General features: G+C 71.2%; 24 protein-coding genes and 1 pseudogene. 21 read left to right on the top strand and 4 right to left on the bottom strand.

Annotation, left to right across the window (positions count from 1 at the left end; genetic code table 11):
• Positions 1-172 precede the first annotated feature (172 nt).
• Both AC08OV_RS02385 and AC08OV_RS02380 read left to right on the top strand, forming a co-directional pair.
• On the top strand, positions 173-367 hold the full coding sequence (locus tag AC08OV_RS02385; RefSeq protein WP_476619201.1) for a hypothetical protein: 195 nt from the start codon (positions 173-175) through the stop codon (positions 365-367).
• 395 nt (positions 368-762) lie between these two features.
• Positions 763-1,221 carry a hypothetical protein gene (locus tag AC08OV_RS02380; protein ID WP_476619200.1) on the top strand — a complete coding sequence of 153 codons (459 nt, stop codon included), beginning with the start codon at positions 763-765 and terminating at the stop codon, positions 1,219-1,221.
• On the opposite strand, the gene AC08OV_RS02375 is transcribed toward AC08OV_RS02380, so the two are convergent.
• Together AC08OV_RS02375 and dnaE are read right to left on the bottom strand one after the other, a co-directional pair.
• Positions 1,204-1,551, bottom strand: a complete 348-nt coding sequence (locus tag AC08OV_RS02375) for a DUF6300 family protein (RefSeq protein WP_476619199.1) — start codon at positions 1,549-1,551, stop codon at positions 1,204-1,206. The two genes, AC08OV_RS02380 and AC08OV_RS02375, sit on opposite strands and share 18 nt — an antisense overlap.
• The gene (dnaE, locus tag AC08OV_RS02370) at positions 1,548-5,141 is read right to left on the bottom strand and encodes a DNA polymerase III subunit alpha (RefSeq protein WP_476619198.1); all 3,594 of its coding nucleotides are present in this window, start codon (positions 5,139-5,141) and stop codon (positions 1,548-1,550) included. The genes AC08OV_RS02375 and dnaE overlap by 4 nt, the downstream gene beginning before the upstream one ends.
• Before the next feature lie 738 nt (positions 5,142-5,879).
• Between dnaE and AC08OV_RS02365 the strand changes: the two genes are divergently transcribed.
• From AC08OV_RS02365 to AC08OV_RS02335, 7 genes and pseudogenes are all read left to right on the top strand, one after another.
• Positions 5,880-6,656 (top strand): ribulose-phosphate 3-epimerase, encoded by a 777-nt coding sequence (locus tag AC08OV_RS02365; protein ID WP_476619197.1) that lies wholly within the window; start codon positions 5,880-5,882, stop codon positions 6,654-6,656.
• A gap of 136 nt (positions 6,657-6,792) precedes the next feature.
• Positions 6,793-6,864, top strand: a pseudogene (locus AC08OV_RS02360) (hypothetical protein); the annotation flags it as partial.
• Between the two features lie 64 nt (positions 6,865-6,928).
• On the top strand, positions 6,929-7,054 hold the full coding sequence (locus AC08OV_RS02355; RefSeq protein ID WP_476619251.1) for an SAM-dependent methyltransferase: 126 nt from the start codon (positions 6,929-6,931) through the stop codon (positions 7,052-7,054).
• A gap of 162 nt (positions 7,055-7,216) precedes the next feature.
• Positions 7,217-7,672, top strand: a complete 456-nt coding sequence (locus tag AC08OV_RS02350; protein ID WP_476619196.1) for a DUF397 domain-containing protein — start codon at positions 7,217-7,219, stop codon at positions 7,670-7,672.
• An 86-nt stretch (positions 7,673-7,758) separates the two neighbouring features.
• Complete coding sequence (locus AC08OV_RS02345) at positions 7,759-8,271, top strand: hypothetical protein (RefSeq protein ID WP_476619195.1); 513 nt, start codon at positions 7,759-7,761, stop codon at positions 8,269-8,271.
• 746 nt (positions 8,272-9,017) lie between these two features.
• A complete protein-coding gene (locus tag AC08OV_RS02340) occupies positions 9,018-9,680 on the top strand; it encodes a DEAD/DEAH box helicase family protein (RefSeq protein ID WP_476619194.1) in 663 nt (220 codons plus the stop codon).
• A gap of 71 nt (positions 9,681-9,751) precedes the next feature.
• The gene (locus tag AC08OV_RS02335) at positions 9,752-10,426 is read left to right on the top strand and encodes a hypothetical protein (RefSeq protein ID WP_476619193.1); all 675 of its coding nucleotides are present in this window, start codon (positions 9,752-9,754) and stop codon (positions 10,424-10,426) included.
• Between the two features lie 89 nt (positions 10,427-10,515).
• Here the strand turns inward: AC08OV_RS02335 and AC08OV_RS02330 are convergent, their stop codons facing one another.
• Complete coding sequence (locus AC08OV_RS02330; RefSeq protein ID WP_476619192.1) at positions 10,516-11,166, bottom strand: 2'-5' RNA ligase family protein; 651 nt, start codon at positions 11,164-11,166, stop codon at positions 10,516-10,518.
• A complete protein-coding gene (locus tag AC08OV_RS02325; protein WP_476619191.1) occupies positions 11,163-11,405 on the bottom strand; it encodes a hypothetical protein in 243 nt (80 codons plus the stop codon). Before AC08OV_RS02325 ends, AC08OV_RS02330 begins: the two co-directional genes overlap by 4 nt.
• A 1,488-nt stretch (positions 11,406-12,893) precedes the next feature.
• On the opposite strand from AC08OV_RS02325, the gene AC08OV_RS02320 reads away from it, so the two are divergent.
• The 12 genes from AC08OV_RS02320 to AC08OV_RS02265 form a co-directional block, all read left to right on the top strand.
• Complete coding sequence (locus AC08OV_RS02320) at positions 12,894-13,442, top strand: hypothetical protein (RefSeq protein ID WP_476619190.1); 549 nt, start codon at positions 12,894-12,896, stop codon at positions 13,440-13,442.
• A 260-nt stretch (positions 13,443-13,702) separates the two neighbouring features.
• On the top strand, positions 13,703-14,461 hold the full coding sequence (locus AC08OV_RS02315; protein ID WP_476619189.1) for an ATP/GTP-binding protein: 759 nt from the start codon (positions 13,703-13,705) through the stop codon (positions 14,459-14,461).
• A 79-nt stretch (positions 14,462-14,540) separates the two neighbouring features.
• On the top strand, positions 14,541-15,230 hold the full coding sequence (locus tag AC08OV_RS02310) for an SAF domain-containing protein (protein WP_476619188.1): 690 nt from the start codon (positions 14,541-14,543) through the stop codon (positions 15,228-15,230).
• A gap of 3 nt (positions 15,231-15,233) precedes the next feature.
• Positions 15,234-16,055, top strand: coding sequence for a MinD/ParA family ATP-binding protein (locus AC08OV_RS02305; protein WP_476619187.1), 822 nt, complete (start codon positions 15,234-15,236; stop codon positions 16,053-16,055).
• A complete protein-coding gene (locus AC08OV_RS02300; RefSeq protein ID WP_476619186.1) occupies positions 16,052-17,497 on the top strand; it encodes a CpaF family protein in 1,446 nt (481 codons plus the stop codon). The genes AC08OV_RS02305 and AC08OV_RS02300 overlap by 4 nt, the downstream gene beginning before the upstream one ends.
• Positions 17,494-18,402 carry a type II secretion system F family protein gene (locus AC08OV_RS02295; RefSeq protein ID WP_476619185.1) on the top strand — a complete coding sequence of 303 codons (909 nt, stop codon included), beginning with the start codon at positions 17,494-17,496 and terminating at the stop codon, positions 18,400-18,402. Before AC08OV_RS02300 ends, AC08OV_RS02295 begins: the two co-directional genes overlap by 4 nt.
• Complete coding sequence (locus tag AC08OV_RS02290; RefSeq protein ID WP_476619184.1) at positions 18,399-19,307, top strand: type II secretion system F family protein; 909 nt, start codon at positions 18,399-18,401, stop codon at positions 19,305-19,307. Before AC08OV_RS02295 ends, AC08OV_RS02290 begins: the two co-directional genes overlap by 4 nt.
• Before the next feature lie 23 nt (positions 19,308-19,330).
• Positions 19,331-19,525 (top strand): hypothetical protein, encoded by a 195-nt coding sequence (locus AC08OV_RS02285; RefSeq protein WP_035958833.1) that lies wholly within the window; start codon positions 19,331-19,333, stop codon positions 19,523-19,525.
• A 215-nt stretch (positions 19,526-19,740) separates the two neighbouring features.
• A complete protein-coding gene (locus AC08OV_RS02280; RefSeq protein WP_476619250.1) occupies positions 19,741-20,094 on the top strand; it encodes a TadE family protein in 354 nt (117 codons plus the stop codon).
• The gene (locus tag AC08OV_RS02275; protein ID WP_476619183.1) at positions 20,091-20,540 is read left to right on the top strand and encodes a TadE/TadG family type IV pilus assembly protein; all 450 of its coding nucleotides are present in this window, start codon (positions 20,091-20,093) and stop codon (positions 20,538-20,540) included. Before AC08OV_RS02280 ends, AC08OV_RS02275 begins: the two co-directional genes overlap by 4 nt.
• Before the next feature lie 41 nt (positions 20,541-20,581).
• Positions 20,582-20,968: a pilus assembly protein TadG-related protein gene (locus AC08OV_RS02270; RefSeq protein WP_476619182.1), complete on the top strand. Its 387-nt coding sequence runs from the start codon at positions 20,582-20,584 to the stop codon at positions 20,966-20,968.
• Positions 20,965-21,693: LysM peptidoglycan-binding domain-containing protein (locus AC08OV_RS02265; protein WP_476619181.1), on the top strand; the 729-nt coding region annotated here is incomplete at its 3' end. The genes AC08OV_RS02270 and AC08OV_RS02265, both read left to right, overlap by 4 nt.

The following is a 21,693-nucleotide window of genomic DNA, read 5'->3' as shown; positions in this document are numbered from 1 at the left end:
AGATCATCCTGCGACCCCAGCCCGGCGCCCACCTGGCGATACCGGGCTGGCTCACCAGCGCCGTCGCCCCGGTCGAGGACGGCCAGCAGGTCGTCGTCGCCATCGCCACCAGCCTGCCCTGACCCGCACCCTCACCACCGTTCGCTCCACCCCACTGGAAGGAAGAACCGCCATGACCACCAGCGCGAGCAGTCTGCGTGCCGATGAGCCGGGCCTCGGCCTCGGCCTGGACGCGGCCGACGTGGATGCCTACTTGACGATGGCCTCGGCCGGGACGATCGTCCCCGAGAGCGGCTGCGGCGCCGTCCAGGACGACCGGGCCCTGCGCGAGGACACCACCGTCGTCCTTCCCCCCAGCACGGTCTGACCGTCCACCTCGTCACCACCCGCCTGACCGCCTAGACCCCGGAGGGCGCCGCCTCCCCCCAGCGGCGCCCTCCGGCCGTTCGGAAGGACACCGGCATACACGCGCCCAGCCCCGGCCTGCTGCACGCCTTCTACACGACCGCCCGCGCCGGCCAGCGCCGGCTGTCGGACGGCGGCGGCCCCTTCGGCTTCGACATCACCACCGCCCTCCAGGTCGACTACCTGCTCGGAGCCTACGGGTGCGACGGCATCATCGAGACCGGCTGCTTCCTCGGCGACACCACCCACTACCTCGCCCGGCTCTACCCCGACCTGCCGATCGTCACCTGCGACGTCGTCGACGAGCACGCCGCGTTCACCCGCCACCGACTGCGCGACCAGCCGAACACCACCGTGGTGACCGGCGACTCGGCAGCCGTGCTCGCCTCGCTGGCCGGCCGGTTCACCCGGCCGCTGGTCTACCTCGACGCCCACTGGTACGGCCGCTGGCCACTGGTCGACGAACTGGCCGCGATCCCGGCCGGGATCGTCGCGGTCGACGACGTGGACCTTGGCCACCCCCGGTTCGGCTACGATACCTACGACGGACAGCCCCTCGACGTCGCTCTGCTCGCCGGCCTCGTCGAACTCGACACGCTGTACCTGGGGGACCCGTTCGCCGCCTACCCCTACCCATGCCTTCAGGTCGGCCGCCGTTCCGGCACCGCCTACCTGCCCGTCGGCCTCGATGCCCGCCCGCTGGCGGAAGGTGGCATGTTCCGGGACGTGCCGCTACGGCCTACGCCGACGCTGCCGGTCTGGCCGGCTACACCAGCCGCCCGCCCACAGGTCGGCTCGTCACAGCTCGCCCCGTAGCCACGCCTGGTACTCGCCCTCCCATTCCTGCGGGTCGAGAGTGCGCACCGTGAGCGTGGACGCCCACGTGTCCAGCAGCGCGGCGACCTGATCCACGGTCGACTCGCTCACCTGGCCGTGGACGTGGAAGAACGTGATCAGCGGGGCGGCGCCCGGCGCGTCAGCGTCGCAGGCCGCGCAGAGCACGACCAGGTGGTAGCCGTGGACCGGGCCGCGGGCGGCCTCGATCGTGTGCGGCACACGCGCCGTGGCAAGCCCCTCCCCCCCGCAGCGCGGGCAGGAGACCGTCTGCGTGGAAACGACGACCTCCACCCGCCCCTCTCGGGTCACCCGGCAAGCGCCTTCGCTCCGAGCGTGCCCTTGAGGTCCCCGAACAGGGCGCTGCACGACTGCACCTGCAATTCAAGGCGCAGCAGGAGCGTGCGCTGCGGACCTTCGAGGCGCAGATGCACCGGTGTTGTGCCCGGATGAGATGCGAGGACCGTGCGCAGCTCCTCGACGAGCGAAGGTGTGATCTTGTGACTGGGAAGGGTGATCAGCACCGGTGGGCCGTCTAGGCTGGTGTCCACGTCGAGCACGGTGAGTTCCTGCGCGAACAGGCTGACGCTGCCCTCGCGCTCGTTGACCCGGCCCTTCACGGAGACCACGGTGTCCGCCGCGAGCGCGGCGGCGTACTGCTCATAGCTCTGCGGGAAGAACAGGCAGTCGACCGCACCGTCGAGGTCCTCGACGGTGACGACCGCCCATGGTGCGCCGGAGTTCTTGTTCACCCGCCGGTCGATCTTCGAAATGATGCCGGCGATCTTCACGACCGCGCCGGCGAGGCTGGGGCGGGCGACGGCCTGCGCCATCTCGTCGTCCTCGCCGTCGTCGGCGGGGACCAGTTCGATGATCCGGATGTCGCGGTGGCGTTCCAGGACCTTCTCGGCGCCGTCGAGGGGATGGCTCGACACGTAGAGGCCGAGCATGTCGCGTTCCTCGGCCAGCTTCTCCTGCTTGGGCCACTCGGCGGCGCTCAGGTCCAGGTCCAGGCCGATCTGGGTCTGTTCGTCCGCGCCGCCGGCGTCGCCGAACAGGTCGAACTGGCCGATCGCCTCGGCGCGTTTCGTGCCGAGCACCGCGTCGATCGCGGACTCGTGGACGTTGACCAGCGCGCGCCGGTTGTGTCCGAGCGAGTCGAACGCACCCGCCTTGATCAGTGACTCGACGACCCGCTTGTTGCACGCCGCGATCTCGGCCTTCTGGAGGAAGTCCGGGAACGACTCGTAGGCGCCCTTGCGCTCGCGGGTGGCGACGATGGAGGCGACGACGTTCGCGCCGACGTTACGGATCGCGCCCAGGCCGAAGCGGATGTCGTCACCGACCGCGGCGAACCGCAGCTGCGACTCGTTGACGTCCGGGGGGAGCACCTTGACGCCCATCCGCCTGGTCTCGGCCAGGTAGACGGCCATCTTGTCCTTGTTGTCGCCGACCGAGGTCAGCAGCGCCGCCATGAACTCGGCCGGGTAGTTCGCCTTGAGGTAGGCCGTCCAGAACGAGACCACCCCGTAGCCGGCGGTGTGGGACTTGTTGAACCCGTAGCCGGAGAACGGCACCAGCACGTCCCACAGCGCCTGCACCGCCGAGGTGCTGTAGCCCTTCTCCTGCATGCCAGCGGAGAACTTCGCGAACTCCTTGTCGAGGATCTCCTTCTTCTTCTTGCCCATCGCGCGGCGCAGCAGGTCCGCGCCGCCGAGCGAGTAGCCGGCCAGCTCGCGGGCGATCGCCATGACCTGCTCCTGGTAGACGACCAGGTGGTAGGTCTCGCCCAGGATCGGCTCCAAGACGTCGGCGAGGTCCGGGTGGATCGGGAGGACCTCCTTGCGGCCGTTCTTGCGGTCCGCGTACTCGATGTGGCTGTTCGCGGCCATCGGGCCGGGCCGGTACAGCGCGAGGACAGCGGCGATGTCGCCGAACTTCGTCGGCGCCATCAGCTTGAGCAGGTTGCGCATCGGCCCGCCGTCGAGCTGGAAGACACCCAGGGTGTCCCCGCGGGCCAGCAGCTGGAACGCCTTGTCGTCGTGCAGCGGCAGGGTGGACAGGTTGATCTCGACGCCGCGGTTGCGCTTGACGGACTCCAGAGCGTCACCGATGACGGTGAGGTTCCGCAGGCCCAGGCAGTCCATCTTGAGCAGGCCCATCTCCTCGCACTGAGGAAACGGGAACCCGGTGATGATCGCGCCGTCGTTGTCGCGGCGGTGGATCGGAAGGACATCCAGCAGCGGCTCGCCGGACAGGATGACCCCGGCGGCATGGACACCGGTACCGCGGGTCAGCCCCTCCAGGCCCCGCGCCGTGTCGATGATCTTGCGGACGTCGGTTTCGGCTTCGTAGATCGCGCGGATCTCGGCGGCCTCGCCGTAGCGCTCGTGGTTCGGATCGAAGATCCCCGACAGGGGGATGCCCTTGCCCTGCACGTCCGGCGGCAGCGCCTTGGTGATCCGGTCGCCGAGCGCGTACGGGTAGCCGAGTACCCGGCATGAGTCCTTGATTGCGGCCTTGGCCTTGATCGTGCCGAAGGTCAGGATCTGCGAGACCCGGTCCTCGCCGTACTTGTCGGTGATGTAGCGGATCACCTCGCCGCGCCGGCGCTCGTCGAAGTCGAGGTCGATGTCGGGTGGGGAGATGCGCTCGGGGTTGAGGAACCGCTCGAAGATCAGCGCGTGCTCGATCGGGTCCAGCTCGGTGATGCCCAGAACGTAGGCGATCATCGACCCGGTCGCGGAGCCACGGCCCGGCCCCAGACCGATACCCCGATCCCGGGCGAACTGGCAGATGTCGGCGACGACGAGGAAGTAGGCCGGGAAGCCCATCTTGTCGATGACACCGAGTTCCATCTCGATGCGCTCGTTCACCTCGGCGGACGCTCCGCCGGGGAAGCGCCACGCCACGCCGCGGGCGACTTCCTTGCGTAGCCAGGACAGCTGGGTTTCGCCCTCGGGCACCGCGAACTGTGGCGCCCGGTCCACGAACTTGAAGACGTCGTCGTAGGATTCGACCCGCTCGGCGATCAGCAGGGAGCTGTCGCAGGCGCCCGGAACCTCGCTGTCCCAAAGGCCGCGCATTTCCTCGGGCGATTTCAGGTAGTAGCCGGAGCCCTCGAACTTGAAACGGGTCGGGTCGTCCATTCTCTTGCCGGTGCCGACGCACAGCAGCACCTCGTGGCTGGCCGCCTGGTCCTCGGTCACATAGTGCGAGTCGTTCGTCGCCAACGGCCGCAGGCCCAGTTTCTTGCCGATGTCGAGCAGCCCCTGACGGACGCTGCGCTCGATCGGCAGCCCATGGTCCATCAACTCCAAAAAGAAGTTGTCCGGGCCGAAGACCTGCTGGTAGGTGGCCGCAGCGGCGAGCGCCTTGTCGAACTGGCCCAGACGCAGCCGGGTCTGCACCTCACCCGACGGGCAGCCCGTCGTCGCGATGATCCCTTCCGAATACTGAGAGACCAGCTCGTGGTCCATCCGCGGCTTGCGGTAGTAGCCCTCGATCGACGCGAGCGACGACAATCGGAACAGGTTACGCAGGCCAGTGGCGTTGGCCGCAAGCATCGTCATGTGGGTGTAGGAGCCGCTGCCGGACACGTCGCCGCCCTCACCGGCAGGGTCGACGTCCCGCTGCGAGCCCTCGCCCCAGAACACCGGCCGCTTGTGGTGACGCGACTCGGGCGCCAGGTACGCCTCAATCCCGATGATCGGCTTGACGCCGGCCTTCTTCGCGCCCTGGAAGAACTCGTAGGCACCGAACATGTTGCCGTGGTCGGTCATTCCCACGGCTGGCATGCCGAGTTTCGCCGCTTCCTGGAAAAGAAGGCCCGACTTCGCAGCGCCGTCCAGCATCGAATACTCGGTGTGCACGTGGAGGTGAACAAAAGAATCCGCCGGCATCCCAGTCCCCTCTCGCCCGCCACGACCCGCTCGTCGGAGTCTAGCCCGGACGCGCAGAGCTACCGGCGCGCCACGCGGCAGGGTGACGCCTTAAGTGCGTTGTGTTTTCAAAGACAATTCGTTGAGATCGAATGGTGTTGTGGCTCGGGCTCCCGTTGGCCGGCCGGTGTAGTGATCCAAGCCTTGTATCGCGGCCGAGGCGGTGTGGCTGTGGCGCGCCTCGCCTGGGCGGCGGCACGCGGCTGGTCCACGCCGGATGGGCGGGGTCCACACCGTACGCCGGCCCTCGACCCGGCCCGGAGACATCACGACACCGCCAGTCGGCTCCCGCCGGCCCGCAGTTGGTTGCCACCGAAGGCCCGCGCTCCACGGGCGAAGCCATCCTGGCCACCGTCGCTGCCTGTCCCGGCCCGGTGAGACCCGTGCACCGATTCCCCGTAGCTACCCGGCGCCACGCGGCCCGCCGTGCCATCCGGGCCGCCACCGCCCCGGAGAAGTCTGCGGAACTCCCGCCGTCCCGGGCTGCCTGTGCCGGCCCGCTGGGAGGACCTGCCACCGATGATCCTGACTGCATGAGCTCGCCGGGCGAACAAACCGGTTGCCCGTGGGCCCGTACACGCTGGTCAGCGGCCCTCCAGCAGTGCGAACGGTTTCTTCGCGTGCGGGGGAATGACCAGCCTGACGAGGACTGCAACCATGATCTCGAACATTTCCTGGGGTCGAGAGGTTGCGCAGCCGATGACGACGGAGCAGACGGTCTCGGCGAGCCGGCCGGCCGGTTGGCTGGCTGCGCTTCCCGAACGCCGGCTTCTGCTTGATGTGTCGCTGTGGTCGGCGGATCTGGCCGCGCTCGGGGCGGAGCTCGATCGGACCAGCAGCGTCGCTGACCTGGTCCACTTCGACATCGCGGACGGGTCCTTCGGGTCTGACCTGATGTTCTCCCCGGCGATGCTTGCGGCCCTGCGCCCTCGGGCGACGGTCCCGTTCCACGCCCACCTGCTGGCGCGCCGGCCGATGGCGCTCATCGACGCGGTCACCACCGCTGGCGCCGATCTGATCACGGTGCCAGCCGAGATCGACGACGTTGCGCGTGCCCTGCATCGCGTTCGCGAGAACGGCAAGGCAGCCGGTCTGGCGCTCGGGGTGGACACCCGGGCCGTCGATGCCCGCCCCTACCTCGGCGCGATCGACGTGCTCGTGCTCGTCTGCACACCTGGCGGCACACACGACGCCGCGCTGACCATGGCCGCGCTGCGCCGCGTCCACGCCGCTCGCCGACTCCTTGAGGCAACCGGACACCAGCGTGTCCGTCTCCTGGCAGAGGGAGGGGTCGGCGCGCGCACCGTCGGGCCGCTCAGCGTCGCCGGGGTCGACGGCTTCGTCACCGACCTGCCCGTCCTCAGCGACGACCCCGCGGGCGCCGCCCAGTGGCTTCGTAGCCAACATCCAGCGGGGCGGCGCCCCTTGCCGAGGCCGCCTCGGGACGGGCAGGGGCTCACGCGCAGGCTCACATAACGTGCCTGGACCACAGCGAAACGATCACCAGCTGGGCTGAGTCGACAAGGGGTACGACGGCAGTGGTGGAACAGGACAGGACGGTCGCCGGCTGGAACGCCCAGTCGGCCGCGGTGCCGACGGATTTGCGCCGCAGGTGCCGCCGCTGGCCCGGATCTGCGACTACTGCCTCGGCAGCAAGAGCAACTACCCTGCGGACCGGGCGGTTGCCGAGGCCATGATCCGGAGGCGGCCCGAGATCTGCGAGGGCGCGCTCGTGAACCGGGGCGTTCCTGCGCAACGCGGTGCGTTACCTGGCGGCCGACCGCCGGATACGGCAGTTCCCCGACATCGGCACCGGGTTGCCGGCGACCGACATCACCTACGAGATCGCCCGGCCGGCGCCTCCTCGTGGGTGATGTGGAACCGCTGTGCCCTCGATCGGGACCGCGAGTCCTGCGGGAGCGCGCCACCAGCTCCACCGGGGGTCTAGCCGTGGAGACGAACGACGGCCACGGGCAGGCATACACGCCTGCGGCGGGGGCTGTTCGGCTGAACCGTCCCGTAAGGAGGAAACGCACATGATCTCTCTGGAGAAGACCGCGACCGCTTCCGAGTCGGCCGCCGACGAGGCCACCGACGGCGCCGCGTTCGACGAGACCGCCCGTGGCGCGGAGCCGGTCGCTGGGCAGGAGCCGAGCTGCTGGGAAGTGAGGGGAGATGGCGGCGACGTGGCCGACGCCGGCGCCGCGTCAGAGCCCACCGGGGAACCTCCGCTGTCGGTGGTGCCGGGGCGTCGGTACAACACGGTCCGGCCGGAGCCGACGAGCGCGGGGCCGCTGCGCTGGCGATCGTCGGGCTTCACCGACGGCGGCCCGCTGTGCGTCTTGGTCGCGCAGGTCTATGACGGACCGGCTCGGGGCGGGTTCCTGGTCCGTGACAGGCGCACCGATGGCGGCTCCGTGCTCGCGTTCTCCGAGGCCGAGTGGATCGCGTTCATCGAGGACATCGAATCGTTCCGGGGCGAATTTATCTAAACCGTAGCGCGAACCTCCTGGCCATGCCTGCCCCCATCCGGTCAGAAAACGGGTGCCGGCGCAGGCGCTGGCGCCGGGCTCCGTGGATGTGGCCGGAGACGGAGATAGAGCGTTTTGCGGCCGAGCGCGTGGGATCGAGTGCAGAAATCCGGCACGGCGCGGACGCGCCGGGGAAGCAGGACGGGATCATGATCCTCAGGCTTGGGCACGGTCTAAGCATGGAGGCCGAGGCCACCATTCCCACACCCGGAGACATGACTCCGGCGGAGGTGGCCGCCGCACTTCTCCAAATGCTGCCTGGCGTCACTAGGGTTCGGATCTGGGAAGACGGACTCGGCGTCACGGACGAGCCGTCGATGGACGTCACGCGAGTCGAGCCCGCGCTCGATATCGGCCGGATTCTAGAGGACGCGCACGCAGACTTGCTGACTGACTTGGCACTCGTCTTGGATCTGGACTCCGGTCTCTCTGCGATCGTGGGCGACCGGATGAGCGAGGAGCCGACCCCGCTGTGGCGTCTGGCATTTGAATCCGGCCATCATGCCGGCCCGTGGTATTCGGCGTTCATGGAAGGTTCGCGAATCGTACCCCCAGTCTGAGCTTTCATGATCAGGAGTCGTCCGCCATTTCCGGGTAAGGGCCACGGCAGGGCGAAGCACCCGGCCTGCCTGCCATTATCTGCTGGCGCTTGAGTGAACCTTCGACGGAGCCCAGCCCGCCCATACCCATATCGCCGGTTGCCGAGCATGACAAAGAACGTGCGTTCGATGCACGTGAGGCGGCTCACCGGGGGGGCAAGCCTGTACCGAGCCCGCCCAATCCTGATGAGCCTGGACACTTCGAGTGGTTCCACAGCCTGCCAGCATCCGCACGATCCTTCGTCTGCAAGGGCTGACGAGCCCCGATGATGATGCTTGCGAGCACGTAGCACGCGCAGATCGGCGTCCTTTCAAACGGAAGGTGTCCGGCCATGTGATCCGTCCGTCGGGCGTGGACGCCACGGGTCACAGCGGACGGGCACGGCAAAGGTGCTGCTCGGTCGAGAACCTTGACGTGGGTCGCCGACATACAGCGTGGCACGAGGCGCAGCTTCGCAGACGCTTGCCGACCGCTGGTAATTGCAAGCGGCCCGCGACCGCCCGCCCCGACGGCTACCTGCCCGGCCACCCCGCGGCGCACCGCGAGGGAGCCACCGTGACCGCACCGACGCCCAACCACCCGAGCACACCCCACCACGACACCGTCTCCGGCCCGCCGTGGACGAGCGTGCTTGCCCGCAGATGTCGGTGGTTGCCGCTAGCGTCCGCACCGACCATCGGCGTTCGCCCGGCTCCTGGAGGCTTCCGTGACCCGATCCGACCAGCCGTCCCGCCACGGGCTTCTCGCCGTCGAGGGCCTGCGCTGCACGGGGACGTCCACGTTGGCGATCGTGCTTGCCAGCCAGCTCGGCGCCACCGTCATCCCCGATCCGGCTGACCTGTCCTCGCCGCTGCCGTACCCCCCAAGGACCCTCGACGACGTCCGCTCCGGCCTTGACCACCTGTGCCGGGTGGAGCGGCAACGCGCCGAGGCCGCCCTCCGAGCGCGCACCGGCCTCGTGCTGTTCGACCGCAGCCCGCTGTCGCACATCGCCCACCAGCACGCCCTCGCGCAGCTCGGCGTGCCCGCCGACCCTGGCTACGCCGCACAGACGTTCACCGCCGCGACCCACGCGGGCATCGCGCCCCGACCCGGCCGCCATCTGTATCTGCGGCTACCCCACGCTGCGGTCGCCGCGCGGCAGCGCCGCCGCGGGCCGGTGCACCCGCACCTCGTCGACCCACGCTTCCTCACCGCCGCTGACCGGGCGTTCCTGCGCTACCTGGACGTGCTGCCTGACGACCGGCGCCTGGTGCTCGACGCGGCCCTGCCGGTCGGCCAGCTGGCCGCCGCCGCCGCGGCGTTCCTCGCCGCGGAGCCGACCTCTCCGCCCCCGGGCGCCTGGACACTCAGGCTCGACGCCCCCTAGGTCGTCCCGGCGCGCTCATCCGCGTCGCCCCGAGCTATCGCGGCCGGCGACGTTGAGGCGAGACTGTGATCGTGTCCGAATCCCGCTCGGCCGACCGACAGCCGCACGCGGCGGCGTCCCGTTTTGGGCGACGCCGGCGAACCGTCCAGGTCAGCGTCCCCGTGCTGGTCTGCGCCCCAGGGTTCTGGCTGTGGGTCCAGCTGGTCCGCTCCGGCCTCAGCGCCGGCTGGCTGGCGCTGTTCGGAACCTGGTGCGCCGGGACCATGGGCGTCGGCCTGGTGCTCGCCAGCCGGCGGTGGCTGCTGCTGTTGGACCGCCTGCCGCTGGCGTCCCCGGGATGCCGGCTGGCCTACCACGCGCTGCGCCTCGACGAGCTCGCCCACGACCCCGAGGTGCGTCGCCTTCTGAGCGACGTACTCGTCGACGCCGCGGACGCGCTGGACGGCGCCGCGCACGCCGCCCGAGCACTCCAGCACAGCCTCGATCAGCAGACCCGGCGGGTACGGCTGCCGCGGACCTCGCCGCCTACGCGGCGTCTGGCGCCGAGCAGGTCCGGGTGGACATCCTGCGCGGGGTTGAGGAGTTCCTCGCGATCTGGGCAGACCTCGTCGCAGGGCTGGGAAGAACCGTCGAGTCCGGTCCGCGAGCAGAGCTGTCTGGGTCCGCCTCGTGGGCGGATGCGCCCCGGCGGGCGCCGGCGGATCTTGCCGAGATTTCGCGCGTCCTGGTCGGCCTCACTCAGCTGACCTTCACCCGGCCCTGAGTCACCGGCCCGCGGCCCGCACCCTCGGAAGGATCAAAGTCCGCTGCCCTCCTGCGCCGTCCGACTCCGGCGCTACGCGCTCAGCGGGACGACGGTGATGGTGTCCCATTGGTAGGTCCGGCCGTCGCGGTACAGCCGCACCAGCCGAAGATCTGTCACAGAGACCTCCGCCGGAGGCAGGTCACGCAGACCCGCGACCCGGCGGATGATCGGCGCGGCGGGCGTGTCGCGGTTGCAGTAGGCGATGCCGACGTGTGGACGGAAACGCTGCTCGATGGCGGGCAGGCCACAGGCGACGGACACGTCGTCCACGGCGCCTCGCAGTCGGACCAGCGGCTCCCAGAGGGTGACGGTGAACCGGACCGCGCCGCTCGACCCGGCCAGCGGTCCGACCCGCAGCCGGAACGCAGGCAGGCCGCGACACCGTTGCCCAACTCGGCGGGCGACCGTCGTGACCGCGGCAGGGGCGATCTCATCGGTGAACGCGAGCCGGCGCACGGTCAGGTGCAGCCCGCCGGCAGCCACCGGGTCGAGACAGTCGAGATCGCGTAGCTGCTGCTGGCAGGTCGCGGCGAGGTCGCGCAGCGCGGCGCTGCCGAACGTCAGGAACCAGTGGAAGCTGCGCCGGCCAGGGGTCCAGCCGGGCCGGTCCCAGTGGTCGGTCATCAAGGGCAGGACCCGGAAGCGTTCCCAGTCGTCATGGACCGGGTCGTGCTCGCTCACCGCGGCGCGCCGGAGGTCAGTGCCTGGGACACCTCGGCCAGTTCGGCGACGGCGGGCAGCCCCTGCCAGGGCGCGGTGCGGCGGGCGAGCTCCTGGCCACGCTGGCGGATCGACTCGATCGGGGCGGCACCGGCGCGGGTGAGGGCCTCGACGCCGAGCGCGGCGCTGTGTTCCGGGTCGGGGCGGTCGCGGCGATCGCCGCGATCCGCGCGTAGCTGTAGGGGCCGAAGGCGATGCACGGCGACATCCCGTCGGGCAGTTCGGCGCGTTCGGCGAGGTCGAACGCGCGGCCAACGGCTTTCCGCATACCTCGGTGGTCGCCGAGCTGGCCCAGGGCGCGGGCTTCGCCGTTGACCGCCAGCCGGGTCGCCTGCGGGCCGCCCGCGGCGTAGGTCTGGCCCTCACGCGCCCGCTCCAACGCCTGCCGGTAGTCGCCGGCGTAGTAGGCGCACAGGCTTTCGGTGCCCCGCACCCAGGCAGCCAGGTAGCGGTCCTCGACGGCGAGCGCAAGGGTGAACGCCTCCGGGCAATAGGCACGCGCGAGCGAAAGTCCCCGAGATTCACCGCCATATGGCCAGCCCGCCCCGACAGCCGCCCAGCGGCGCGGAGCAGTCGGACGCGGTCCCGGGGTAGCTGCCAGCCCTCGACGAGGGATTGCATGCCTTTCCGCTGCCGCACGACAAGAGGCATCAACACGGCCGGTCCGCGCGCCTCGTAGGAGGCGACACAGTCCTCGACGAAACCGTCGAGATAGTCAAGAAAAGGAGCCTGCGCCGAGGGCGCCGCAAAATGCCGCAGTCGAAGGCCGACGTTGAACAGTCCCGCCTTCCGGTCATACCCATCGCCGAGGGCGGTGGTCGCGTCTACTGCCGGCTAGACCATCACCGGAGCGATCCGACGCATTCTCCGGCCATCTCAACTTGCGGCGCACCTGCCAGGGCTTCGTAAGTTCTTCGGGCCTGGGTTGGCGGCGCCGTGGGGGTCCAGGCCGGTGCGGGGCGGCGTGGGCGTGATTGCGGCCCTGCGGACTGCGTCTGGGTCCAGCCGTGCGCGACGCGGTAGGCAGCGCGGGGCACAGCTGGGAGCGGCGGGCGAACTCGACGGCGATCTGTCGTGCGACATCCCCGCCGTGCGCTTCCGCGCTCGTAGCTCCGCCTGCTCCACCCGCAGACTGGGCCTGGTCGCCACGAGGTCTGTGGCTCCTTCCGCGTCGCGCACCAGAGCTGGTGGCGGACGGCGAGTCGGGATGCGCCAACCGTAGCCCTTGAGGCTCCTCGTCCCAAGCGGTCCAGCGGGGCCCGCGACCTGTACCGCCGATTCAACGGTCCTGGCGCGTTCGCGGCTGCCGAGGGGGGCGTGGATGTGGTGCGCGCCGTCGGCGGTGTCCGTGTTGGCGGCCTGCTGTCCGCCTACCGCCGCCGCTCGACTACGACACTGCACGCCTCACATCACCCATTCGGGCCTGACAGCGATCTAGTGCAGTAGTCCGATCAGGTGGGTATCGGATAGTCCGGTTAAGTCATTTTCCGCTGGGATGCCGGTCCCACTGCGTAGTGGGAACGCTGCGACGCGACACAGCCGGAGTAGTCCTAGATGGAGGGTTTTTTCCTTCCAGGGCTAGTTGGTCGTTAGTTGGGATTTCCTGCGAGGTGGGCACTGTGGCGGTCCGGGCTCGTACATCAGGACGGCGTCGCCGGACGCGGCTGGGCACCGCCGGTGCCAGCGTCTTGGTCGCCGTCGTGCTGCTCCTCGCAGCCTGTAGTTCGGACGGCGGTTCCGCGCCCGACCCGGCCGCCAGCAGCGGCGCCGTCTCCTCGCCCGCCTCATCGAGCGGGACGCCGTCGCCGACGCTGACGTCTCCGGCGGACCTCGCCCGTCGGGATGCGGTCGCCGCGTATGTCGGGATGTGGAAGGCGTACGCGCAGGCCAGCCACACCTCCGATTGGCAGGCGCCTTATCTGTCGCAGTACGCCTCGGGTGACGCATTGCAGGTTATGACCGGAAATCTCTACGCCGATCATTACAACGGTCTGGTCTCGAAGGGTGAGCCGGTCAACAACCCGAAGGTGACGTCGGTGAGCCCGGAGGACGCGCCGAAGTCGGCGATGATTGACGACTGCGCCGATACCAGGAGCTGGCTGGTGTATCGCGCCGATGGCTCGTTGCTGGACGACGAGCCGGGTGGCATGCGCCGAATTCTCGCCGAAGCGCGGCTGCATACGGATGGATTGTGGCGCGTCACCCGGTTCGGAGTTGGGGACATTGGATCATGCTGAAGCGCCGACTCACCTTCCTCGCTGTACTCGCGCTAGCGATGATCGGATGCTTCGCTGTTCCGGCAGCCGCTGTAGACCCACTTGGCGGCACGGGGTGCAGCCAGAATCCCTCTCCAGGATGCGAGCTGTGGGCAGGAATCCCAGGAGGGCCATCACCAGACCCCGAAGCAGCGCCGCCGTCCGCAGGCTCCGAGGCCAACGGAGGTGGCGGTTCAGGGCGGACCGCGCCACCCGGCGACAGGGCTTTGGACCCGCCGGCATTGCCGATAGCGGATTGCGCGTATGTCCGCAGCGACTATCAGCCGCCCGCGGGCGGCGTGCGGCCCGCCTCCTATCAGCTGCCGTCAGCGGGTGGGCTGGTGGTGCGGCCGGCGGTGCTCGGTTCGTCGGGGTTGTCGGTGCGGCCGGTGGCGTCTCAGCCGGGGCAGGGGCCGGGTGCTTGGTACATCTACCGGTGCGCGTCGGGCGGTGAGCGGGACGCGTTGTATCGGGCGCCGGTGTGGATTCCGGATGCGGCGCCGGGTACTGGGCCTGCGCCGGACCCGGAGGCGTTGGCGGAGCAGGCGCGTAACCAGTTGCGGCTGGCTGGCCCGGCGATCGCGATGAGTCCGGTCGCCGATCAGCTGGTGCGGCTGCCGACGTGGCTGTGGCTCGATCCCGCTGGGTGGCAGCAGGTGGCGGCGACTGCTGCGGCGGGTGGGGTGTCGGTGACCGCGGTTGCCCGGCCCGTGGAGGTGGTCTGGTCGTTGGGGGATGGCGGGACGGTGACCTGTACGGGTCCGGGCACGCCGTTTCCGGCCGGGGCCGATCCGAAGAGCGCGTCGCCGGACTGCGGCTACACCTACACCCGCCGGTCGCTCGACGAGCCGGGCGGGATCTTTCCGGTGACGGCGACGGTGCGCTGGGACGTGACCTGGGCCGGCGCCGGCCAGACAGGGGCTTTCCCGGGGCTGACGACCGTGTCGACGACGGCGGCTCGGGTGATCGATGTTCCCGCGTTGACGACGGGCGGTGGCTGATGACGACCGTGACCCGTACGACCAGGGCAAGTAGGTCAGATGGCCATCCCGGTGACGGTCCGGTGGGGGGTGACTGGTGGTGACGGCTCCATCCTGGACTCCGCGTGCGGCTGGGCCGGACCCGGGCGGTCGGCGGACTGGCGACGGACGCACCGCGCGGCTGACCGGTGGCCCGCGGCGCCGTCGCCGGGTTCCGTATCTGCTGCTGGGTGTGGTGCTGGTGGTGGGCTGCGCCGCGGCTGGTCTGGTCGCGGGTGCGCGGGTGGGGTCGCGGGAGCCGGTGCTGGTGCTGGCCCGGCCAGTGACGGTCGGCCATGTCCTGGCCGCTGAGGATGTGCGGGAGGTGCGGATCTCCGCCGACGGCGTCGATACCATCCCGGCCGGCGACCGGGACAGCATCCTGGGCAAGCCGGTCGCCTACAGCCTGCCCGCTGGCACCGTGCTCAGCCGGGCGGCGGTCGGTGCCGCGCAGGTCCCGCCGCGCGGGGAGGCGATCGCGGCGGTCGCGCTGAAGGCGGGCCAGTTTCCCACCGGGCTGTCACCTGGCTCGCGGGTGACGGTCGTCGTCGCCCCCGCCACCAGCGTGGTAGCGACCGCGCCGGCCGGTGGCGCCCGGTCGTGGCCGGCGACGGTGGTGGCGGTGGTGGCGGCGGACACCGAGCAGACGACGGTGGTCTCGCTCCAGCTCGCCGAGGCCGACGCCCACGCGTTGGCGGCGGCGCCGGCCGGGCAGATCGGCGTCGTCACGGTCAACGGAACCGGCGGGTGACCGGTGATCATCGCTGTGGGGTCGTTGAAGGCGTCGCCGGGGGCGACGACGCTGGCGCTCGCGCTGGCGGACCGTTGGCCCACGGACGCCGGAGACCCCCTCGTGGTGGAGGCCGACCCCGCTGGCGGCGACCTGGGCGCGCGGTTTGGACTGCTGACGGGCAGCCGTGGGCTGGTCACGCTCGCCGCCGCCGGCCGTCGGGGCGGGGGGGAGCGTTTCGCGGAGGACCACGCCCACCAGCTGCCCGGTGGTCTTGAGGTCATCCCCGCGCCGGCGGGCGCCGAGCAGGCCAGCCACGTGCTCGGCGAGCTCGACGGTGGGGGCTGGTCGCTGCTGTGGTCCGCGGCGCGGTCCGGCGACCGGGCGGTGATCGTGGACTGCGGTCGTCTCGATCCGCGGTCGCCCGCGGGGCCGGCGCTGCGGGCAGCCGATGTGCTGTTGCTTGTCGTGCGGGCCCGTGACGACGAGTTGGCGCATCTGGCGGCGCGGATGCACGTGGTGCAGGGCTGGGCGGTGCCGGCCTGGTATGTGGTCGTCGTGGCCCAGCCGCACCGGTCCGCGGACTACCGGGTTCGCGAGATTGCCCGGGTGCTGGGTTCGCGGGTGCTGGGCCCGGTGCCGTATGACGCCACGGCCGCGGGGGTGCTCGCCGGCCGTCGCCAGACCCGTACCGGGATCGGCCGGTCGAAGCTTGGCCGGACGGTGGCGGGCATGGCGGACTATCTCGCCGCCACGGTGCCGGTCGGCCCGGAGCGCCCGGCACTGGCGCCGGGCGGGTTCGACGGTCGGGCCGCGTTGCCCCCGACGGGGGCGGTGCGGCGATGACCGTCCCGTCTTGGCCCGACCCGCGTCGCCCAGCGTCGGGTAACGGCGCGGGCAGGCCCGGTCCGTTCCTTCCCTGGACCGGTGTCGGCGGGGGTCCGGCCGCGCCTACTGATCTTCCGGGCCGGGCCTCGGGGTCGGCGGCCGACGCCCTGCGCGGCCGGCTCCGCGACGGGCTGCGGGCGGCGCTCGCCCGCCGGCTGCGCGCGGACGAGGAGGCAGGCTCCCCGCCGCTGACCGCGCAGGCCCGGGAGGCGTTCGCCCGGTCCGTGCTCGTGGACCTGACCGAGGCGCACACCACCGCCGAGCTGGCCCGCGGCGCGGGGGTCCTGTCACCCGAGGACGAGCAGCGCGTCATCGGCGAGGTCCTCGCCGAGGTCCTCGGGCTCGGCGGCCTCGAACCCCTGTTGGCAGATCCGTCGATCGAGAACATCAACATCAACGGTGATCGGGTGTTCATCCGCCGGGCCGACGGCAGCCGAAGCCGCCTACCGGCCATCACCGGTTCGGACAGCGAGCTGGTCGGGCTGATCCGGGACCTGGCCGCGCACGCCGGGGTGGAGGAACGGCGCTGGGACCGCGGCGCCCCCATGGTCAACTTCCATCTGGCTGACAAGAGCCGGGTGTTCGCGGTCATGGCGGTCACGCAGCGGCCGTCGGTGAGCATTCGCCGGCATCGGTTCCGCCACGTCACCTTGGCGGCGCTGCGGGCGAACGGGACCCTCGACTACGGGCTGGAAGCGCTGCTGGCCGCGCTGGTGGCGGCGCGGAAGAACATCGTGGTCGCCGGGGGCACGGCGATCGGGAAGACCACGATGCTGCTCGCGCTGGCCGACCAGATCCCGCCGCACGAACGGTTGGTGACCGTCGAGGACGTCTACGAGCTCGGGCTGGACGCCGACGCGCAGGCTCATCCGGACGTGGTCGCGATGCAGGTCCGCGAACCCAACACCGAAGGCGAAGGCGCGATCTCCGCGTCCGAGCTGGTCCGGGCCGCGCTGCGGATGTCTCCGGATCGGGTGATCGTCGGGGAGGTCCGCGGGCCTGAGGTCATTCCGATGCTCAACGCGATGTCGCAGGGCAACGACGGCTCGATGACCACCCTGCACTCCTCGACCAGCCGCGGCGTGTTCACCCGCCTTGCCTCCTATGCCGTGCAGGGTCCGGAACGGCTTCCGGTCGAGGCGACGAACCTGCTGATCGCCTCGGCGATCCACGTCGTCGTGCACCTGGCCGAGCCACGCGGAGAACGGGGCCGCCGCGTCGTGTCCTCGGTGCGGGAGGTCGTCGACGCCGACGGCACCCAGGTGATCACCAATGAGCTGTACCGGCCGGGCCCCGACCGGCGCGGCCTGCCGGCGGCACCGCCGACCGGGGAGCTGCTCGATGACCTGGTCGACGTGGGGTTCGACCCGGACGTGCTGTCGCGGGGGTGGTGGGGATGACCGGCGTGTTCGGGCTGCTCGGCCTGGGTGTCGGCATCGGCCTGCTGCTGATCGTCCACGGCTGGCGCGGCGTGCCCGACGAGGAGACGTCCCGCCCGGCGCGCAGGCCGTGGGCGTGGCCGTGGCGGACCGATCCGCGGTTCGGCCGCTGGGCCGCCGGTTCGGTCGCGGCCGGGATCGTGGCGGGGGTGGTGACCGGCTGGGTCGTCGGTGGCCTGCTGGTCGCGATGGCGGTGTATGGGTTGCCGCGGATGCTGGGCCCGGACCGTGACCAGGCCCGCCAGGTCGCCCGCACCCAGGGCATCGCGGTCTGGGCCGAGCAGCTACGCGACACCCTTGCCGCCGCGGCCGGTCTGGAGCAGGCGATCCTGGCCACCGCGCAGACCGCGCCGACGGCGATCCGTGGCGAGATCGCGCTGCTGGCCGCGCGAATCGAACGCCGCGAACGGCTCCGCCCAGCGCTGCGCGGCCTGGCCGACGACCTGGACGACCCGCTGGCTGACCTGGTGATCGGCGCGCTGATCCTCGCCAGCGAGCACCAGGCCCGCCAGCTGTCCGGATTGCTCGGCCAGCTCGCGGCGACCGCCCGCGCCCAGGTCGACATGCTGGGCCGGATCGAGGTCGGCCGGGCGCGGATGCGCACCACGATGCGGGTCGTCGTCGTGACCAGCCTCGTGTTCGCCGGCGGGCTGGTCGTGTTCAACCGGCCCTTCCTCGACCCCTATAGCACGGCCGCGGGACAGCTCGTCCTGCTCATCATCGGGGCGATCTTCGCCAGCGGGTTCGTCTGGCTACGGCGCATGGCCCGGATCGAAAACCCGGGTCGCTTTCTCGACAAAGGCGACCCGACGGCGCCGCAGGCCGCGGGTATGGCTCCGGCGACTTCGGGGCGGGAATCTCGATGAGTGTCCTACTGATGCTGCTCGGGGTCGGGGCCGGGGTCGGTCTGTGGGCCCTGGTCGTGTGGCTGTTCCCGCCCCGACCTTCCTTGGAGGAGGTTATCGCCCGGCTTAACCCCGCCCCGGCCCCGGCTTCGCCGGCCCCGTTGAATGTGCCGGCGGAGCAGGACGGGTGGGCGGTGCGGATGGGCCGGCCGGCAGTTGGTATGCTGCGCGCCGCCGGCCTGCCGACCGCGGCGCTGCGTCGGGACCTGGCGGCGCTGGGTCGTTCCCCCGAGGCCCATCTCGCGGAGAAGGCGACCGCCGCCGTGGCCGGGCTGCTGTTTCCCTCGGTGGTGGGGCTGGCGTTCGCGGCGGGGGGCCGGCCGTTTCCGTGGGCGGTGCCGGTCGCGGTCGCCCTGCTGCTGGGCGTTGTCGGGTTCCTGCTGCCCGACCTGACCGTGAAAGCCGAGGCCGACCGGCAGCGGCGGGCCTTCCGCTACGCCCTGTCGGCCTACCTGTCGCTGATCCAGGTGCTGCTTGCCGGCGGCGCCGGGGTCGAGACCGCGCTGACCGACGCGGCAAACGTGGGCAACGGCTGGCCGTTCGTGGCGATCCGCCGGACGCTGCGCACCGCCCGCGAGACCCGGATCAGCCCGTGGGTGGCGCTAGGTCAGTTGGGTGGGGAGCTTCAGATCTCCGAACTGACGGAGCTCGCCGACGCGGTCGCGCTCGCCGGGACCGAAGGAGCCCGCGTCCGCCAGTCGCTGGACGCGAAAGCCGCCGCGCTGCGGGTCCGCCAGGCCCAGGACGCCGAAGCCGACGCCAACGCCGCGACCGAACGGATGAGCATCCCCGGTGTTCTCATCGCGATCGGTTTCATCCTGTTTGTCTTCTACCCGGCCCTGACTCAGATCACCCGATCCCTATAACTATTTCGACTGTTGGAGGAGTCGTGCTCGGTCGTCTCCATACCTGGTGGTCCCATATCCGCGACCGCTACACGAAGGCGCCGCCCGACAGGCGCGACGCGGGGAACACCACCGAGAACGTCATCTGGATCGCGTTCCTGGCGGCGCTCGCGCTGACCGTGATCGGCATCTTCGGCCCGCAGATCCTGGACGCCGCGCGTAGCGTGGTCTTCCAGTAGCAGGACCCACGATGATGGCAGCCCGGCTCCGCCCGGTCAGGGACCGACGACGGCCCCACCCCGGCCGTCCTGGATCGGCGCGCTGGCCCGCTGGGGGCAGACCCAGCACGCCCCGACGGACGTACCCGAGATCTTACGACGTCCGACCGGGCCGAGGGCGGCGGTGTACACGCCCCACGCAGACGAAGGCTCGCCCATGCCGGGATGGTGGCGCGCTGACCGTCGAGATGATATTCGTGCTGCCGCTGCTGTTCACGGTCGTGTTGCTGCTCGCGCAGGTCACGGTCTGGGCTCATGCCCGTCACATCGCGCAGGCCACCGCCAGTCGTGCGCTGGTCGCCGCCCGCGCCGACGGCGGCAGCGCCGCCGCCGGCGAACAGCAGGCGCAGGCGACCCTCGATCAGCTTGGCCGGTCCAGCCTCACCGGTCCCGAGGTCACCGTGACCCGCGACGGCGATCAGGCGACGGTGCACGTCCACGGCACCGCCGCCAGCGTCATCCCCGGCCTGCGCCTGGGCATCGATGCCGACGCGGCCGGGCCCGTCGAGCAGCGCAGGCCGGCCCCGTGACCGGCGAACCCAGGTGCGCTCGTCGTGGTCCTGACCGGGGGTCGGCGACCGCCGAGCTGGTGCTGATCCTGCCGGCGTTGCTGCTCATGCTGCTGTTCCTCGTCCTGTGCTACCGGATCTCGGACGCGAAGCTGCGCATCGCCGACGTTGCCCACCAGGCCGCGCGCGCCGCCTCCATCGCCCGCACCCCCGCCCAGGCGGTCACCGACGCCCGTGCCACCGCGCAGAGCGCGCTGGCCAGCGCCGGGGTCACCTGCCAGGACCTGACGGTCGACACCGATCCCGCCGGGCTGGCACCGGGCGCGCTGGTGCGGGTGACCGTGACGTGCCGAGCCCAGCTAGACGATCTTGCGGTGCTGGGAACCCCCGGCACAGCAACCCTGCATGCCAGCTCCACCTCACCCGTGGACCTCTACGGCGACCAGCTCGGACAGGCGGCGCCGTGAGCCGCTACCGGCCCGCTCGTCGCGGGCGGGACGAGGGGGCGGTGACCGCGTTCGTCGTGGTGCTGTTCGCCGCGTTCGTCATGTTTGGCGGGCTGATCGTGGACGCCGGCGGCGCGCTCGCCGACAAGACAGAGGCCATGGGTATCGCGCAGGAAGCCGCCCGCGCCGGCGCCCAGCAGCTCGATCTGACCGTGCTGCGTCAGGGTGGCACGGTCCGGCTGCTGCCCGAGCAGGCGGTCGCCGCCGCCCAGTCCTATCTCGCCCAGGCGGGTGCCACTGGCACCGTGACCGTCGTCGACAACACGGTCACCGTCACCGTTACCGCCGTGCACGACAACCTGCTGCTCGGCGTGGTCGGGCTCGACACCCTCACGGTCACCGGGACCGGCAGCGCCCACCCCGCCCCACCTGTCGGAGCCGTCCCGTGAGCCGGCCGCCCGCGCGCCGCCGGCCCCGCCCCGCCCGGCGCAGGGGCACCGCGGGTCTGCTGCTGGTCGGTCGGCTGGTGCGCGCGGGGGTCGCCTTGGTCGCGCTGGTCGCCCTCGTCGGCGGCCTGCCCTGGGCGCTGTGGCACTTCGTCGGCTGGCCGCTGCCCCACGAGGTGCCGTCCTGGGCGGAGGTCTCGGCACGGCTGACCGGGCCGATGGACGACACCCTGCTCCTCGACGTCCTCGCGGTGCTGCTGTGGCCGCTGTGGTTCGCCTTCACGGTCTCGGTCTCCCTTGCCCTGCCTGACGTCGTGCGGGAGGCCCGCTGGCCCGGCCACGGCGTCGCGCTGCCCGCAGGCGGGATGCGCGGGTTCGCGACGTTCCTGCTCGGCGCGATCCTGCTGACCGCTGCCCAGTCCCGGGGCCCGCTGACTCCTGCTGCCGGTCCCGCCGTCGCCACGGCGGCGGCCACCGCGCCCGCCAGCCCGAGCTTCGCCGCCGTCGCCGCGGCCACCCCGATCGACGCTGCGCTGCCCACGGCGGCACCGGGCACCGTCGTGGTGCAGCTACCAGCAGGCGGCGTCTACGACAGCCTGTGGCGGATCGCGGACCGCTGCCTGGGTGACGGCGCCCGCTGGCCGGAGATCTGGGCCCTCAACCACGGCGTCGTGCAGGCCGACGGCCGTGCGCTGACCCAGCCGGGCCTGATCCGCCCTGGCTGGGTC

This window comes from Frankia sp. CeTa3Moorea (genome assembly GCF_978021225.1).
This window is presented reverse-complemented; position numbering and strand designations above follow the sequence as displayed.

Bases quoted from the DNA above. Each gene is read 5' to 3' on its own strand.
- AC08OV_RS02290 (WP_476619184.1), top strand. From the start codon at position 18,399: ATGAGTGTCCTACTGATGCTGCTCGGGGTCGGGGCCGGGGTCGGTCTG.
- AC08OV_RS02385 (WP_476619201.1), top strand. From the start codon at position 173: ATGACCACCAGCGCGAGCAGTCTGCGTGCCGATGAGCCGGGCCTCGGC.
- AC08OV_RS02365 (WP_476619197.1), top strand. From the start codon at position 5,880: ATGACGACGGAGCAGACGGTCTCGGCGAGCCGGCCGGCCGGTTGGCTG.
- AC08OV_RS02350 (WP_476619196.1), top strand. From the start codon at position 7,217: ATGATCTCTCTGGAGAAGACCGCGACCGCTTCCGAGTCGGCCGCCGAC.
- AC08OV_RS02295 (WP_476619185.1), top strand. From the start codon at position 17,494: ATGACCGGCGTGTTCGGGCTGCTCGGCCTGGGTGTCGGCATCGGCCTG.
- AC08OV_RS02345 (WP_476619195.1), top strand. From the start codon at position 7,759: ATGTGGCCGGAGACGGAGATAGAGCGTTTTGCGGCCGAGCGCGTGGGA.
- AC08OV_RS02300 (WP_476619186.1), top strand. From the start codon at position 16,052: ATGACCGTCCCGTCTTGGCCCGACCCGCGTCGCCCAGCGTCGGGTAAC.
- dnaE (WP_476619198.1), bottom strand. From the start codon at position 5,141: ATGCCGGCGGATTCTTTTGTTCACCTCCACGTGCACACCGAGTATTCG.